Below are 13,577 nucleotides of genomic sequence, written 5' to 3' on the forward strand. Positions count from 1 at the left end.
CTACAGTATTACTTCCAGTATTAATTCCTGCTACGTGAAGACGTCCAGACCTCATAGCTTCAACCTGAGCAGCATAAGATTGAACTGGTAAGAAAGTAACTTTTTTACCAGTTACCTTTGACATATGGTTTACAAAATCTTCCCAAACTTTTGCATAAACCGATGGATCTTCAACTGGAGTATATGAGAACACAATGGTTTCTGGATCTATCCACTCATCTTCGGAAAGGGGTAGATCTGCTAGATAATCGCCATCTCTATCGCAATATTTTTTATCAACAGTATTATTTGGATTACAATCAGATAAATCTAAATCTGCAATGTATTCATTTGATTTATTTCCGCAGCTTGAAATACTTGCACTGATGATTGATAATCCTAAAACTATCTTTAAAACATTCTTCATTGAAATAATTTATGTTTTCAATATTCACCATGTTTGATAAAGATTAATTTAAAAACAAAAGTAGTTTAAGGTCTGTTTATTAATTATTTAACTTTTAGATTCTCAAGTTTTAATCAAATATGCCTAGCTCATTAAATATTCTTTAATTTATTTTTAACTTTAGAAATTTATGGTAAATATTTACTTTAAAAAAATATGATAATTCCTGAAAAACAAAATATTGATCTTGAAGAAAATACTATTCTGGCAGTTAAATCAGGAATATTAATTCTGGAAGCTAAAATTAGAAAAAAGAAATTTATAGTTGGGATAATAAAAGAAGAGTGTGTAATAAATTTGGCATTTAGTAATTTTAAAAATATTAAATTAATTGCTTTAACAAATTGCGAAATTAATACTATTGAAAAAGGGGTATATTTTTCATCTAAAGATTTATTAATAAAAAGCTTAGAAAGAATTGATCAATTGGAAAAACTTTTGACAATAAGAGAAATTAACAAATCAGAAGAAAAGCTCAAAGAATTTCTTTTATATTTATCTTCAATAATTGGCTTAAAAAAAGATAATCATATTTATCTAAATTTAAAAAAATATAATTTTACTCAGAAACTCATAGGCTATTCAATTTCTACAACAAGAGTAACTATTACAAGAGGTTTAAAAAATCTAGAAAAAAATGGTTGGCTTAAATTAGAAAAAAAAGGGATTTTAATTCCTTTTAAAGATAATTAACCAAATCTTAATTAAACAGACTTATTTCTAACTTCTCCGCCTTCCTCAGTATTTGATTCTTCAAAAAAACAAGCGCGTCTAATTTTTCTTCTTTTTCTTCTTTTTCTTCAATATTTACAAATTTCATTTCTGCAATTTCATTAATTGCTTTATTAAAAATTTTAAGCTGTTTCTTAATAATTCTTTTTGGGATTTTAATAGATTCCATTGGAATTAATAATTTCTTTATATTCCCTTTTTTTCTTAAAATGCAAGTCCATCACTCCAAAAAAATCTTTTAATTATTTAATTTATATTTTTTTTATTGAATCTTGCGGTTCTTTATTAGGAAAATAATTAAATATTTTCCGTTTTTTGTCAGTATTTAATCTTAAATAGAAATTTTATCTAATGGCAAAATTTCTTGAGCTTTAATCGATTCTGAATGAATGTCATTCTCTAATGTTTTATATAGTCTTCTTGATTGAGGTGATTTGAGCGCATTATTATAATTTTCAATAAATTCCGAGTCATTCAAAAAAGATTTTTGTTCACTTTTAAAATTTTCTTTATAAGAAAAATTAACAGATTTGGTCTTTATTTCTTGATTATCACTATATGGGGAAGATGAATTTTTAAAAATCATTTTTTATTTGTACAGCTACTGTTTTCAATATTTAAGGCGTCAAAATAAATATCACATGATTATTTTATTTTCCTTAGATTAAGAAGTAATTAAGCAAAAAATAAATTTGTTTAAAAATATTTTTTAAATTTCTAAATGGAATATTTTTTTATCGGTAATAGCTTATTTAATCAAAATTTAATTAAGGGTTAACAATAGAGACCTATAAAATAAAAATGAGTAAAAACAACTTATTGACTTTATTACTTTTTTACTTCTTGAAAGTAAAAAATTTGAAGATAGATTGTACAGAAAAGAAATTCAGAGTTATCTTACCCAACTTAATAAAAGACACTTAAAAGCAATTACAAGAGGATTTATCCTCTAAAAAAACTATGAAAAAGCTATTAATTCTTACTATCCTTTTAATTTCTTCTTGTAGTACTAAAGAGGAACTATCCATTACTGATGAAAATACATTATTTTCTGTAACTAAAGAAACTGCAGTTCTTGTTTGTGGAGGTAAATCAAGATTAATTGAAAGTAAGAATGAAGAAATAATCAAAGTAGAAATCAAGGATTATTCGAGTACTGAAAAAGAAAAATTTGTTCAATTTACTCTCGTTGAAACTGATAGAAAAGGGGGCAAATATAGAATTGTTAATTGTTATCCAAATAAAGATCCAAAAAAATCGATAGTTAAAACAATCAAGACTAATTACAAGTTAAATTAGTTTTAAGCGATATAACGCTAACCACCAGTACAGAAACGAACCGCATCAGCTGTTGGCGAACCAGTCTCTTTCATTTCTTCAACACATTCATTAAAGAATTTTGATTCTTTTTTTAATGGGCAAAAGCTAATTGCAATAGCTACTAAGGCAACAGCTGATACAACTGCTGATCCTAGTTGTATCACACCGTAAGCAAGCATATCTTTATTATTTTTAAAATCTTGTTTTGTATCTTTCTTTTTATCAGACATTTTTTTTAAATTCTAAGCTTATTATATTCTACTAATTAACTAGACTCCACATACAGAAAAGGAAAGTTATGAACTTAAATGATAAATGTATATTGTTATCCCCTCAGTTTCCATTTTTGAGATTATATTCATGCATGGTTAAGTAAAATTATTGAAAATTTTCTTTAAAAAATAAATATAAAGATGTTTTCTTTTCATAACTTTTATATACCTTTAACCCTTCTTAAAGTCTTTTGCAAAATTTAATAGTAAGTTTGTAAAAATACCGTTATTTAATGGAAGAGAAATTAATTCTTTTCAAGAATCGTAAAAGATACGGGATTGAAAAAAATATAGATATCATATTTAAAAATACAACCCTAGCCATGTCTAGTCTTGTATCAATAGTACTATTTGGAATTATTTTAGTAGTCTTTATTCAGTCATTTGAATCATTCTCAAGGTATGGCCTGAATTTTCTTGTAACTTCTGAATGGAATCCAGTAAGAGATGAATATGGAGCTTTTACTGCAATATATGGGACATTAGTTACTTCTCTTCTTTCATTATTGATTACTATCCCTTTAGGCATTGGAACTGCGATATTTATTACAGAGGATTTTGTTCCGAAATTTGTCAGAGAAATAGTAGGTTCATTTGTTGAATTACTAGCAGCTATACCATCTGTTGTCTTGGGATTATGGGCAATATTTGTTATGGAACCTTTCCTTAGAGACTTTTTTGCCTTTTTACATAATTTCTTTGGTTGGATTCCTTTATTCAGTTCGGAGCCTGCAGGTCGGAATTCACTTCTAGCGATAATAATTTTAGTGGTAATGCTTTTGCCAATAGTGACATCTATTGCAAGAGATTCTCTTAATCAAGTTCCCAAAAAGCTTAGGAATGCAGCCTATGGAATTGGTGCAAGTAGATGGAAAACTATATTTTCGGTAATTTTGCCTGCTGCATTATCAGGAATTATGGCAGGTATTCTTTTGGCTTTAGGCAGAGCTATGGGAGAAACTATGGCTGTCACAATGATTATTGGAAATTCCAATTCATTTAGTTGGTCACTATTATCACCTGGATATACCATCTCCTCTATGCTTGCAAATCAATTTGGAGAAGCAGATGGAAGTCAGGTCTCATCACTTTTTTATGCAGCTTTTGTACTTATGATACTTTCTTTAGTGGTCAATATTTTTGCTCAATGGTTAGTTAAGAAGTTTAGTCTTAAATATTAGATAATTATGAATTCTCTTTATTACGAAAAAAAACTATCAAGAAATGTAGGAGATAAATTCTTCACTTCTTTATCAGTTTTTTGCGCACTCATTGCAATACTTCCTTTGATTTTTGTAGTTACTTATATTTTTATTAAAGGGGGAGCTCAGATAAATTTTGATCTATTTACTTTAGAACCAAATCCTCCTGGAGATGATTTAGATGCAGGGGGAATTAATCCTGCATTAATTGGGACACTAATAATTACAACTATTGCTTCAATTATCGCCATACCAGTAGGGGTAGGCGGAGGTATTTATCTAGCTGAATATTCAAAAGGGGGGGCTTTTTCAAAATTTATTCGATTCGGAGTTAATGTTTTAGCTGGTGTTCCTTCAATAATTGCAGGTGTATTTATTTATGCCTTAATCGTTTCAACAAAAATTTTATTTGGCAGTATGTACAGTGGTTTAGCAGGTGGTATGGCTCTTTCAATATTGATGTTGCCTACAGTTATAAAAACTACTGATGAAGGTTTAAAGTTAGTACCAAATGAATTAAGGTATGCTTCTCTAGGCATAGGAGCAAGTATGTATACAACAATATTAAAAATAACTTTACCTTCAGCATTTAGATCTATTGCTACTGGTGTTGTGCTTGGAATCGCAAGAGCAGCAGGCGAAACGGCACCATTAATTTTTACTGCTTTATTCTCTTATTACTACATAACGGGATTTGGAGATTTGTTCTATGAAATGGGCTCTTTAGCGGTGCTGATATACAATTTTGCCCTTGAACCTTATGATGCGCAGAATAAACTAGCTTGGGCAGCTTCTTTTATTCTTGTTATAACAATACTGTCAGTGAATATATTCTCACGGATATTGGCCGCTTTTACTGAGAAAACCAAGAGGGTATGAAATGATTAAAAATACTAAAAAGTCGCAAAAGAATAAAATTTTATCTCTTGAGGATGTTTCTATTAGTTATGGTACTTTTGAAGCCGTAAGAAATGTTTTTTGCAATTTTAAAAGTGGAGATATAACTTCACTCATCGGCCCTTCTGGTTGCGGAAAATCAACAGTTCTTAGAGCTTTAAATAGAATGAATGATTTAATTCCTAATTGTTCATTGAGAGGGACGGTCCTCTTCGATGGAACTAATATTTATGACAAAAGAGTAGATCCAGTTGAAGTTAGAAGAAGAATCGGAATGGTTTTTCAACAACCTAATCCTTTTCCTAAATCTATCTACGAAAATATTGCATTTGGAGCAAGAATTAATGGATTTGTAGGTGATATGGATGAACTAGTTGAAAGTTCACTAAGAAAAGCTGCTGTATGGAGTGAATGTAAGGATAAATTAAATGATAGTGGTTACTCCTTATCTGGAGGACAACAACAAAGACTATGTATAGCAAGAACCATTGCAATTGAACCAGAAATAATACTTATGGATGAACCTTGTTCAGCATTAGATCCTATTTCAACTTTAAAAATAGAGGAGACTATGCATGAACTTAAGAAGAATTATACAATAATAATTGTGACTCACAATATGCAGCAGGCTCTAAGAGTTAGTGATATGACTGCATTCTTTAATGCAGTTGAATACGAAGAAGGAGATGGAGGAAAGGTTGGATATCTAGCGGAATTCGATTCTACAAAGAAGATTTTTAGTTCTCCTAAGGAAAAAACTACTCAAGAATATATCTCAGGGAAATTCGGATAACTTTTATTTCTTACCTATAAAAGACGAATTTAAACTATTTAAGGGAATTAGGACTAGACAAATAGTATAAATACCTATATAGTTATTTCGAATTACCAAAGTAAATTTGAAAAACTTTCCTTATCTTCCTTTTTTAATCTTTGCAGGTGCATTAATAACAACAGCTACTATAGGCCTACCAGTATTCACATCATAAATTTCGAACTCTTTTTTAATCTCTAATCTTATTGTGATTATGATAAAAGAAGATTTAACTGCAAGTCCTCATATAACATCAATAGATAGAGATTTATTTGACTTTATAAAAAACAGAGTGAAGATAGGTTTATGTGTGAGTGAAAATTTGTTTTAAAACCATCATTTCAAGTGATGTATTTCTAACTAATTAACTATGAATAAAACTCAAGAACAATTGGAAAAACTAAGAGAGGTCGCTGAGGCTTCTCTAACAAAGACAGAAGAACTGCATAAAGTTTTAGCTCAAATAGAAGCTCTTATGTCTAGAGAAGAAATGCAAAAAGTATCTAAAAAAAATAAATAGGGGATTAATAAATAATTTTAAATTGTACTTTTTATTACATCTGTACAATATAAAATTCGTTATCAATTAATTAACAGAACCCGTTCCAAAGTTTCTGTCAGGTCTCGAGGTCTTACCTTCTTTAAGTAAAAGACCTCTTTTTATTTGAAATTACTTAAGAATAAACTTTTACTAAATATTTAAGGAATTAATTTATAACCTTACTTACTTCTTTCTTGCAAACATTTACATCGAAAGATTCAGTCCCAACAATTTCTAAGCCTGTTTTCTCAGTGACTTTTACAGTAGCATTGCATTCATCTTGTTTAAGAGCCATATAGCTAGGCTTTTTATTATTTAGTTCTAGTTCAGTTTCTGGTTCAAGATTAATATCTTTTTCATATTGTTCCATTACTAATGTAAGGGCTTCAATCTCTACAGAAAAGTTTTCATTAGCATTCACACCGAATGGCACCAACAGAACCTGAAATATAAGAATAGTTATTAATTTTTTCATTATTAAAAGTTAAGTTTATTTTTTTATAACGTAATTATCAACTTAAGGAAAGGGTAAATAAATTAATATTCTTTTCTTGAGAGCTTATTTTTATCATTAACAATTTTAATTTTTAAATTTAATCTATTAAATGAGAAATAATAATGAGATTTATATGTATAAATTAGTACGCTCAAAGGATGAATTTGATTATTATTTTTAATAATTTTGTAGATTCTATAGTGCAATAATTTCTTTTTCAGAAATAATTGCCCATTTTCTAAATGCATCCTTACAAGGATATCCTCCCGTGAGATCTCCAAATGCAGGAAGGTATAATGTATTATTTTTTTCATCCATTGCAAAACATTTAAAGGATAATTTATCTTTTGAATTTTTTAAAGATATTTTTGGATGATAGTGTCCGCAAATATTTAAAATGTTATTTTCAAATTTTCCTATTGGTTCGTGACTAAATATAAAATTACTAGATCTTTTATATTCAAGTAAGCTTATATTTTTGACTTTGCAACCGATATCATGATTGCCAACTATTAGTTCAATTTTAATATTTAATGACTCTGAAAGATTTTCAACTTTACTTTTTAAAGATTCACTTATTGAATATTTACTATGAAATAAATCTCCTAAAATGATTAATCTGTAAGGTTTATAGTTTTCTACAATTTTTTTTATGTTTAATAAATTTTGTTCATCTGAATTATTTGTAAGAGGAATCCCATTCTGCTGAAAATATTCTGCTTTACCGAGATGAACGTCACATATTAATAGTTCATTTGTTTGAGGCAAAAGTAATGCTTTTGAAGGGAGCATTTCTAATGACGAATTCCCCCAACTTATTGAAAAAGACTTTTTTTGCATTTAACTATTATATTTTTTTATAAGTTTTTCTACTCTTTTTTCTATAGATTCATTGCTTAATGTATTTTTAAGTCTTTCAACTAGTAAAGGAAAGGCAAATGGACTTGGAGTTTTAGTCTCATTTAATATTATTTCTAAATTAGATAACCTCTCTAGAGAGTTAGTAATTCGTTTATTTTCTAACTGGTACTCTTTTACTTCTTCATGTGCCTGTTTTATAAGTAGATGGTCTTCTTCATATCTAGTAAAAACATCATAAAAAAGACTGGAACTTATTTGTAGTTGAGATGAACTTTTTGTTTTGGTGGGATTATTTTGGTTAACTAATCCACTAATTTGAGCAATGTTTTTAAATCTTCTTTTTGTTAATTCTGAAAAATTTATAGCATTTTCTAAATCTTCTTCCAAATTTTTATTTTCTATAAAATATGAAAAATTTTTTTCAATAATTGAAAAGTCATAATTTTCTGTAGTAGTTAAGCTAAATCCAAAATCATTTGCAGAAATATTAAATGTAGATTGCTTTTTATTGGCAAATCTTAATGCCCAAAGAAAGGCAATTCCTTCATTAACAAATTTTCCATCAAGCGTAAAAACAAAAAGACTTGTTAATTCTTTAGCTTTATAGATTTCAATAAGGAGTTGATTCCTTTGTGGAATATCTGAAAGATCTTTCTGTTTATTTAAAATTGGAAGTAGTGAATTTAATTCATTATTAATATATTGATCATCATTTTCTAATTTATTGCAAATATCTATTTCACTTCTTAATTTATCACTTAAAAGATCAGAGATAGCCATTTGTCCTCCCACCCATGCTGGAATTAAGGAACTTTTTTTGGAAGATTTTTTTACGTACAAAGTCATATCTCTAATTTTTATAAACTGGAGCATTTTGCCAGCGAAGTAAAAAATATCACCTGATTTTAATTTACTGGCAAAGTTTTCTTCTAAATTGCCTAATGATTTTCCTTTTAAATATTTTACATTTATAAATTTATCGCTTGTTATTGTTCCAATATTAAACTTATGCATCCTTATTAAAGATTTATCTTTTACAAAATATTTGAAGTTATGTTCATCCCCTTTTAATTTTTCTCTTTCTATCTTTTTATACTTTGGATAAGCTTTCAAACATTTTCCTCCATACTCCAAAAAATCAATACACCAATTCCAATCTTTATCATTTAAATTTCTATAACTCCAGCAATCTTTAATTCTTTCTTTTTCAGTAATGGGATTAAAACCTGGTCCACAAGCCAAACTAACCAGATGTTGAAGAAGTACATCAAAAGATAATTCAGGAAGTTTAATTTTTTCAGATATTCCACTTTTTATTATTCTTCTCATGGCACTAATTTCGAGTAATTCTAATGAGTTAGTGGGCATAAAAATTATTTTTGACTTCCCTCCTGGTCTATGAGCACTTCTCCCTGCCCTTTGAATAAGTCGAGCTAAGTTCTTAGCACTTCCAATTTGTACAATTTGATCAACAGGTTGAAAGTCAATCCCTAAATCTAATGAGCTTGTACAAACAACCCATTTTATAGATCCGTTTTTAACCCCATCCTCAACTATCTTTCTCTCATCTTTATCCAATGACCCATGATGTAAAGAAATCTTATCTTCCATTTCTGGTAAACAGAATCTTAAGCATTGATACCATCTCTCAGACTGATTCCTAGTGTTAGTGAATAGTAGTGTACTTTTGTTTTTATCTAATACTTTGAGAAGTAAAGAATAACTCCTAATGCCTAAATGTCCACTCCATGGAAAAGTTGTTTCTTCTTCAGGTAAAACACTAAGTATTTCAATTTCTTTTTGAATATTAGTACTTATTACTGTTGGTAGTTCCCCTTTTATTCCAACAATAGCTCTTGCCGCTTCTGTAATATTACCGATAGTGGCAGACATTCCCCAAATTTGTAAATCTTTTTTATTGCCTCTCAGCCAACTTAGTGATAATTCACATTGATTACCTCTTTTACTACCCATTAACTCGTGCCACTCATCAATAATTATTGAAAATGTATTACTAAATATTTTTTTAGATTCTTTATTAGATAAGAGGAGAGAAAGTGATTCTGGAGTCGTTATTAAAATATTTGGAGGTTTAAGTATTTGCTTCTTCTTTTCATATGGGCTTGTATCACCATTTCGGATTCCAACTGTTATTTCTTGATTAAAAAATTGAGCGGCTAAATATACTGCATTTTTTAAATCTCTACTTAATGCTTTTAATGGAGTTATTAGTAAAATACTTAATCCAGTTGGTTTTGTGGAATCTTTTAATTTCGAAAGAGGTCCCATTAAAGCTGCATAAGTTTTACCGCATCCTGTAGGAACCTGAATGATTCCATTTTCTCCATTCAAATATGCTTTCCATGATTCAATTTGATATGGCAGAGGTTTCCAACCATTTTTATAAAAAAATTTTTCTATATTCTTAATTTCATTTTTATTTATAATGCTTTCCATTATTTATTTAACATTAATTTCTTAGCGTTTTCTAAAGTATCAGCATCTTTAATCAGCTTATCTTTCCTCCATTTAGTTATTCTTGGAAATCTAACAGCAATTCCTGATTTATGACGTTTTGAAATTTGTATATTTTCAAAGGAAATTTCGAAGACCATTTCTGGTCTTACTGATCTAACAGGACCAAATCTATCAATAGTATTTTGTCTGATCCATCTATCTAACTCTTTAATTTCAGTGTTGTTTAATCCAGAATAAGCACTAGCAAACTTGATTAATTCTCCATCTTTCCAAAGAGCAAAACTATAGTCAGTATATAAACCTGCTCTTATCCCACTCCCGCCTTTGGCATAAATCAGGACTGCATCAAGTTGCATTGGATCAACTTTATATTTCCACCAAAGTCCTTTCTTTCTTCCTGGGGTGTAGATTGATTTTTTATTTTTAATAACTAATCCCTCTGTTCTATTATCTCTAGAATTGTTTTTAAAAGTTTCTACCTGTTCCCAATTTTTTGGATATATTAAATCACTTATTTTAAAAATATTAGATAATTCTTCTTTACTTTCATTAAACCAATTATATAAATGTTTTTCTAAACTTTTTCTTCTAATTTCTAAATTTGAGTCTCTTTGATCTTCTCCATTTATTTCTAAAATATCATAGGCAATAAATATAATAGGTAAACTTTTTTGAATTGATCTTGATGGCGCCTTTCTATTAATTCTTTTTTGAAGCAAAGAGAAATTAAGAGGAAGACTTTGCTTAAAATCCCAGACTAATAATTCACCATCTATTACAAAGTCATCTTTGATAGATGAGATTTTTTCTACTAATTCAGGGAAAGATTTATTTACTAAATCCTGACCTCTTGTCCATATTGAAACTTTTCCTGACCTTTTTATTAATTGAATTCTGATTCCATCCCATTTCCATTCAAACTGAAAATCGTTAGTTGATTTATCTATAATTTTCTTTTCAAAAGTATTAGCTAGAAGAAAGGGGTAAGGTTTGTAATTTAACTCTGAAGGATTTATTTTTTTATCTATTAATAATTTATATGATTCTTCAGAGGGAATAAAATCCCCCATTAATCTATGAGAAATTATTGCTTCATCTATATTTATTAGCTTGGCTATTGATTTTGTTATCAATCCTATAGAGACTCCAACTCTAAAAGTACCAGTTAAGATTTTATTTATAACTAGAAGATTTTCTTTTGGAATAGTTTCCCAAATTTCTTTTACTCTTAACTTCTTATCATCTTCTTTAAGAATGGATAACTCTGGAAAAGATTTATTTAATAATTCATGCAAAGAACCATCTTGATATTTTGTATTTTTTTCTTTGATCGCATTCCTTAATAATAGGGATATAACTTCTGCCGAATCTCCAACTTTTAAATAACAAGAATCAATTAACCATAAAGGGTATTCATAAATTTCTGAAAATAAAGTTTTAAGGGATCGTCCACTTATAAATCGCTTATTGTTTTTTCCTGTAAGTAAATATATTGTCCATGAGTTTTCTAAAGCCTCATTTGAAGAAAAATAGTTTTGTAAAATTCCAATCTTTTTATTTGTGCTATTACAAGAGTCTAAATTTATAAATAATTCTGAAAACTTTTTTAGGCTCATTTTTTAAATTCAAATTCAAGAACATTTATCGAATTTTTTTCTTTTAAATATTTATTTAAAGCTTCACTATCTCCATGATGAAAAAAAACATTTTTAGCTTTAGATTCTTTTATTGTATTTAAAATAGCTATCCAATCAGCATGGTCTGAGATAGAAAAACCTTTATCATAACCAGACCTCCTTCTGAGTGCTCTAATTGACATCCAGCCACTTGCAAATCCAGTTTGAATGTCTTTAAAATTTTTTAAATAAGAACTTTTATTTAAAGCGGGTGGAAGTATTATTAGACTTCCTTTAAGATCATAATTATTTTTAGTTTGTTCTAATTTCTTTGTTTCAATAATATCAATTCCTAATTTTTTATAACAATTATTCATCCTATAAATACTGCTGTGTGTATAAATATTATTTATAAAATTTGTTTTACTAATTTCATTCAATATTCTTTGTGCTTTTCCAAGCGAATAACAAAATAAGATAGATGTTTTTTCTTGGGATGAGTTCACCCATTTTGTAATATCAGATGCCGTCTTTTGAGGTTCATCCCACTTAAAAATTGGCAAGCCAAAAGTTGATTCACTTATCAAATAATCAGTTTTTACTATTTCATATTCTTTGCAAGTTTCATCTTTTTGACGTTTAAAATCACCAGTGATTAACCATATCTCTTCAGCGAGACTAAATTTGATTTGACTTGAACCGAGAATATGACCTGATGGATGAAAAGAAATTTTGATACCGTTAATTTTAAATTCTTTTTCATAATCGTAAGTTTTAATATTGATTTCTTTTCCTATTCTTTCTTTTATAATTGCAGCAGTTTCATAGGTTGAAATATATTCATCGCATCCAAAAGTGAAATGATCCATATGGGCATGAGTAATTAGTGCTCTTTTTACTGGTTTAATTGGATCTATCCAGGTATCTGCTAGTTCACAATAAAGTCCACTACTTGTGTATTTAATTAAATAAGAACTATCCTCTTTCAAGAATTTAAATTATTTTAATGATGTTAATTTAGCTAATTATGCCCACGCTTGTTTAGTTAATGCTATTGCTGAAATAGCTAAAAGAGAAATAAAAACAAATTTATTACTCCATTTCATCATGAAAACCCCTAAATCAAATGATATTGTTGTTTCAGGTTGTGGAATTTGTTTTTGAACTATTTCTTTTTTTGATGAATCAACTTTATTAAAGCTGTAATTTTTAATTTTATTTATTAGTTTTGACTCTATATTTGATAAATCTTCTATTTCACTTAATAGAACTTTGTCGTCTGGATTAATAAAATTAGTTAGTGTTTCAATTTCTTGTTGTTTAGAAGAGCAAAAGTCATTTACTATTTTTTCAGAATTTTCACCATTCTTTATTTTTGATAGGATCTCTTCTCTTGACCAAGAATTTTCAAGAGATTTTAAGGCCTCAGTGATTTTCATTTTAAGTATTTTTACTTATAATAATTTATTAGATATTTATTCTGTGGTTTTAAATAATTAAAATAAGGAAAAAATTTGTTTTATTTAAGATTTCGCAATAAGTCTATTTGGGAAATAACTTATTTTTGTTTCTCTTTTACTTTGTTTTGTTTTGCTTTTAATTGAAGTTTTCTTTTGATTAATTTCAACTATTTCTTCAGAAACATTTTTACCTGTTTCAAAGTAATTTTTTACTTTTTCTAATTCTTCTTTATTTAATCGTTTTGTTGCTCCTTTCGCATTAATACCTATTGATTTGCAAGCCAATAAAATTCTATTACTATCAATATTAAGGTCCTTTGCAATACTATAAATAGGAGTATTCGAAGCCATTATTTTTTCATAAATATATATAAGCATTATATCTTTATTAATTCAGAAATTATTAAATATGAAATTTTTATGAACTTTCTGTAGTTGAATTG

17 protein-coding genes are annotated in these 13,577 nt (G+C 28.1%); 6 read left to right on the forward strand and 11 right to left on the reverse strand.

Going from position 1 to position 13,577, the window contains the following annotated elements; genetic code table 11:
* Positions 1-406 (reverse strand): PhnD/SsuA/transferrin family substrate-binding protein (locus ACTF45_RS07040; RefSeq protein ID WP_438949651.1); only part of this gene is annotated, 406 nt, incomplete at its 3' end.
* Between the two features lie 195 nt (positions 407-601).
* On the opposite strand from ACTF45_RS07040, the gene ACTF45_RS07045 reads away from it, so the two are divergent.
* Positions 602-1,138 (forward strand): helix-turn-helix domain-containing protein, encoded by a 537-nt coding sequence (locus tag ACTF45_RS07045; RefSeq protein ID WP_438949652.1) that lies wholly within the window; start codon positions 602-604, stop codon positions 1,136-1,138.
* 7 nt (positions 1,139-1,145) lie between these two features.
* Here ACTF45_RS07045 and ACTF45_RS07050 read toward each other — a convergent pair whose 3' ends face one another.
* Together ACTF45_RS07050 and ACTF45_RS07055 are read right to left on the reverse strand one after the other, a co-directional pair.
* The gene (locus ACTF45_RS07050; protein ID WP_438949653.1) at positions 1,146-1,346 is read right to left on the reverse strand and encodes a hypothetical protein; all 201 of its coding nucleotides are present in this window, start codon (positions 1,344-1,346) and stop codon (positions 1,146-1,148) included.
* 162 nt (positions 1,347-1,508) lie between these two features.
* Positions 1,509-1,763 carry a poly-A polymerase gene (locus tag ACTF45_RS07055; protein WP_288347837.1) on the reverse strand — a complete coding sequence of 85 codons (255 nt, stop codon included), beginning with the start codon at positions 1,761-1,763 and terminating at the stop codon, positions 1,509-1,511.
* A 374-nt stretch (positions 1,764-2,137) separates the two neighbouring features.
* On the opposite strand from ACTF45_RS07055, the gene ACTF45_RS07060 reads away from it, so the two are divergent.
* Positions 2,138-2,476 (forward strand): hypothetical protein, encoded by a 339-nt coding sequence (locus ACTF45_RS07060; protein WP_288347835.1) that lies wholly within the window; start codon positions 2,138-2,140, stop codon positions 2,474-2,476.
* 17 nt (positions 2,477-2,493) lie between these two features.
* On the opposite strand, the gene ACTF45_RS07065 is transcribed toward ACTF45_RS07060, so the two are convergent.
* Complete coding sequence (locus tag ACTF45_RS07065) at positions 2,494-2,727, reverse strand: hypothetical protein (protein WP_288347833.1); 234 nt, start codon at positions 2,725-2,727, stop codon at positions 2,494-2,496.
* 275 nt (positions 2,728-3,002) lie between these two features.
* On the opposite strand from ACTF45_RS07065, the gene pstC reads away from it, so the two are divergent.
* The 4 genes from pstC (at position 3,003) to ACTF45_RS07085 (ending at position 6,202) form a co-directional block, all read left to right on the forward strand.
* Positions 3,003-3,950 carry a phosphate ABC transporter permease subunit PstC gene (gene pstC, locus ACTF45_RS07070; protein WP_288347832.1) on the forward strand — a complete coding sequence of 316 codons (948 nt, stop codon included), beginning with the start codon at positions 3,003-3,005 and terminating at the stop codon, positions 3,948-3,950.
* A gap of 6 nt (positions 3,951-3,956) precedes the next feature.
* Positions 3,957-4,850 carry a phosphate ABC transporter permease PstA gene (pstA, locus tag ACTF45_RS07075; protein ID WP_288347830.1) on the forward strand — a complete coding sequence of 298 codons (894 nt, stop codon included), beginning with the start codon at positions 3,957-3,959 and terminating at the stop codon, positions 4,848-4,850.
* Position 4,851: 1 nt separating this feature from the next.
* Positions 4,852-5,661 carry a phosphate ABC transporter ATP-binding protein PstB gene (gene pstB / locus ACTF45_RS07080; protein WP_288347829.1) on the forward strand — a complete coding sequence of 270 codons (810 nt, stop codon included), beginning with the start codon at positions 4,852-4,854 and terminating at the stop codon, positions 5,659-5,661.
* Positions 5,662-6,052: 391 nt separating this feature from the next.
* Positions 6,053-6,202: a hypothetical protein gene (locus ACTF45_RS07085; protein ID WP_011820175.1), complete on the forward strand. Its 150-nt coding sequence runs from the start codon at positions 6,053-6,055 to the stop codon at positions 6,200-6,202.
* A 187-nt stretch (positions 6,203-6,389) separates the two neighbouring features.
* On the opposite strand, the gene ACTF45_RS07090 is transcribed toward ACTF45_RS07085, so the two are convergent.
* The 7 genes from ACTF45_RS07090 to ACTF45_RS07120 form a co-directional block, all read right to left on the reverse strand.
* Positions 6,390-6,698 carry a hypothetical protein gene (locus ACTF45_RS07090; RefSeq protein ID WP_288347820.1) on the reverse strand — a complete coding sequence of 103 codons (309 nt, stop codon included), beginning with the start codon at positions 6,696-6,698 and terminating at the stop codon, positions 6,390-6,392.
* Between the two features lie 216 nt (positions 6,699-6,914).
* A complete protein-coding gene (gene pdeM, locus ACTF45_RS07095; protein WP_438949654.1) occupies positions 6,915-7,559 on the reverse strand; it encodes a ligase-associated DNA damage response endonuclease PdeM in 645 nt (214 codons plus the stop codon).
* The gene (locus ACTF45_RS07100; protein WP_438949655.1) at positions 7,560-10,037 is read right to left on the reverse strand and encodes a ligase-associated DNA damage response DEXH box helicase; all 2,478 of its coding nucleotides are present in this window, start codon (positions 10,035-10,037) and stop codon (positions 7,560-7,562) included.
* Complete coding sequence (locus ACTF45_RS07105; RefSeq protein ID WP_438949656.1) at positions 10,037-11,674, reverse strand: ATP-dependent DNA ligase; 1,638 nt, start codon at positions 11,672-11,674, stop codon at positions 10,037-10,039. The genes ACTF45_RS07100 and ACTF45_RS07105 overlap by 1 nt, the downstream gene beginning before the upstream one ends.
* On the reverse strand, positions 11,671-12,663 hold the full coding sequence (locus tag ACTF45_RS07110) for a ligase-associated DNA damage response exonuclease (protein WP_288347814.1): 993 nt from the start codon (positions 12,661-12,663) through the stop codon (positions 11,671-11,673). Before ACTF45_RS07110 ends, ACTF45_RS07105 begins: the two co-directional genes overlap by 4 nt.
* Positions 12,664-12,699: 36 nt before the next feature.
* A complete protein-coding gene (locus ACTF45_RS07115; RefSeq protein WP_288347813.1) occupies positions 12,700-13,113 on the reverse strand; it encodes a competence protein ComC in 414 nt (137 codons plus the stop codon).
* 84 nt (positions 13,114-13,197) lie between these two features.
* A complete protein-coding gene (locus ACTF45_RS07120) occupies positions 13,198-13,485 on the reverse strand; it encodes a translation initiation factor IF-2 N-terminal domain-containing protein (RefSeq protein ID WP_438949694.1) in 288 nt (95 codons plus the stop codon).
* Positions 13,486-13,577: the final 92 nt, after the last annotated feature.

It is taken from the genome of Prochlorococcus sp. (genome assembly GCF_965655815.1).
Taxonomy (GTDB): domain Bacteria; phylum Cyanobacteriota; class Cyanobacteriia; order PCC-6307; family Cyanobiaceae; genus Prochlorococcus_A; species Prochlorococcus_A pastoris.

Bases quoted from the DNA above. Each gene is read 5' to 3' on its own strand.
- ACTF45_RS07100 (WP_438949655.1), bottom strand. From the start codon at position 10,037: ATGGAAAGCATTATAAATAAAAATGAAATTAAGAATATAGAAAAATTT.
- pdeM (WP_438949654.1), bottom strand. From the start codon at position 7,559: ATGCAAAAAAAGTCTTTTTCAATAAGTTGGGGGAATTCGTCATTAGAA.
- ACTF45_RS07120 (WP_438949694.1), bottom strand. From the start codon at position 13,485: ATGGCTTCGAATACTCCTATTTATAGTATTGCAAAGGACCTTAATATT.
- pstC (WP_288347832.1), top strand. From the start codon at position 3,003: ATGGAAGAGAAATTAATTCTTTTCAAGAATCGTAAAAGATACGGGATT.
- ACTF45_RS07115 (WP_288347813.1), bottom strand. From the start codon at position 13,113: ATGAAAATCACTGAGGCCTTAAAATCTCTTGAAAATTCTTGGTCAAGA.
- ACTF45_RS07045 (WP_438949652.1), top strand. From the start codon at position 602: ATGATAATTCCTGAAAAACAAAATATTGATCTTGAAGAAAATACTATT.
- ACTF45_RS07085 (WP_011820175.1), top strand. From the start codon at position 6,053: ATGAATAAAACTCAAGAACAATTGGAAAAACTAAGAGAGGTCGCTGAG.
- pstA (WP_288347830.1), top strand. From the start codon at position 3,957: ATGAATTCTCTTTATTACGAAAAAAAACTATCAAGAAATGTAGGAGAT.
- ACTF45_RS07050 (WP_438949653.1), bottom strand. From the start codon at position 1,346: ATGGAATCTATTAAAATCCCAAAAAGAATTATTAAGAAACAGCTTAAA.
- ACTF45_RS07090 (WP_288347820.1), bottom strand. From the start codon at position 6,698: ATGAAAAAATTAATAACTATTCTTATATTTCAGGTTCTGTTGGTGCCA.
- ACTF45_RS07055 (WP_288347837.1), bottom strand. From the start codon at position 1,763: ATGATTTTTAAAAATTCATCTTCCCCATATAGTGATAATCAAGAAATA.
- ACTF45_RS07105 (WP_438949656.1), bottom strand. From the start codon at position 11,674: ATGAGCCTAAAAAAGTTTTCAGAATTATTTATAAATTTAGACTCTTGT.
- pstB (WP_288347829.1), top strand. From the start codon at position 4,852: ATGATTAAAAATACTAAAAAGTCGCAAAAGAATAAAATTTTATCTCTT.
- ACTF45_RS07065 (WP_288347833.1), bottom strand. From the start codon at position 2,727: ATGTCTGATAAAAAGAAAGATACAAAACAAGATTTTAAAAATAATAAA.
- ACTF45_RS07060 (WP_288347835.1), top strand. From the start codon at position 2,138: ATGAAAAAGCTATTAATTCTTACTATCCTTTTAATTTCTTCTTGTAGT.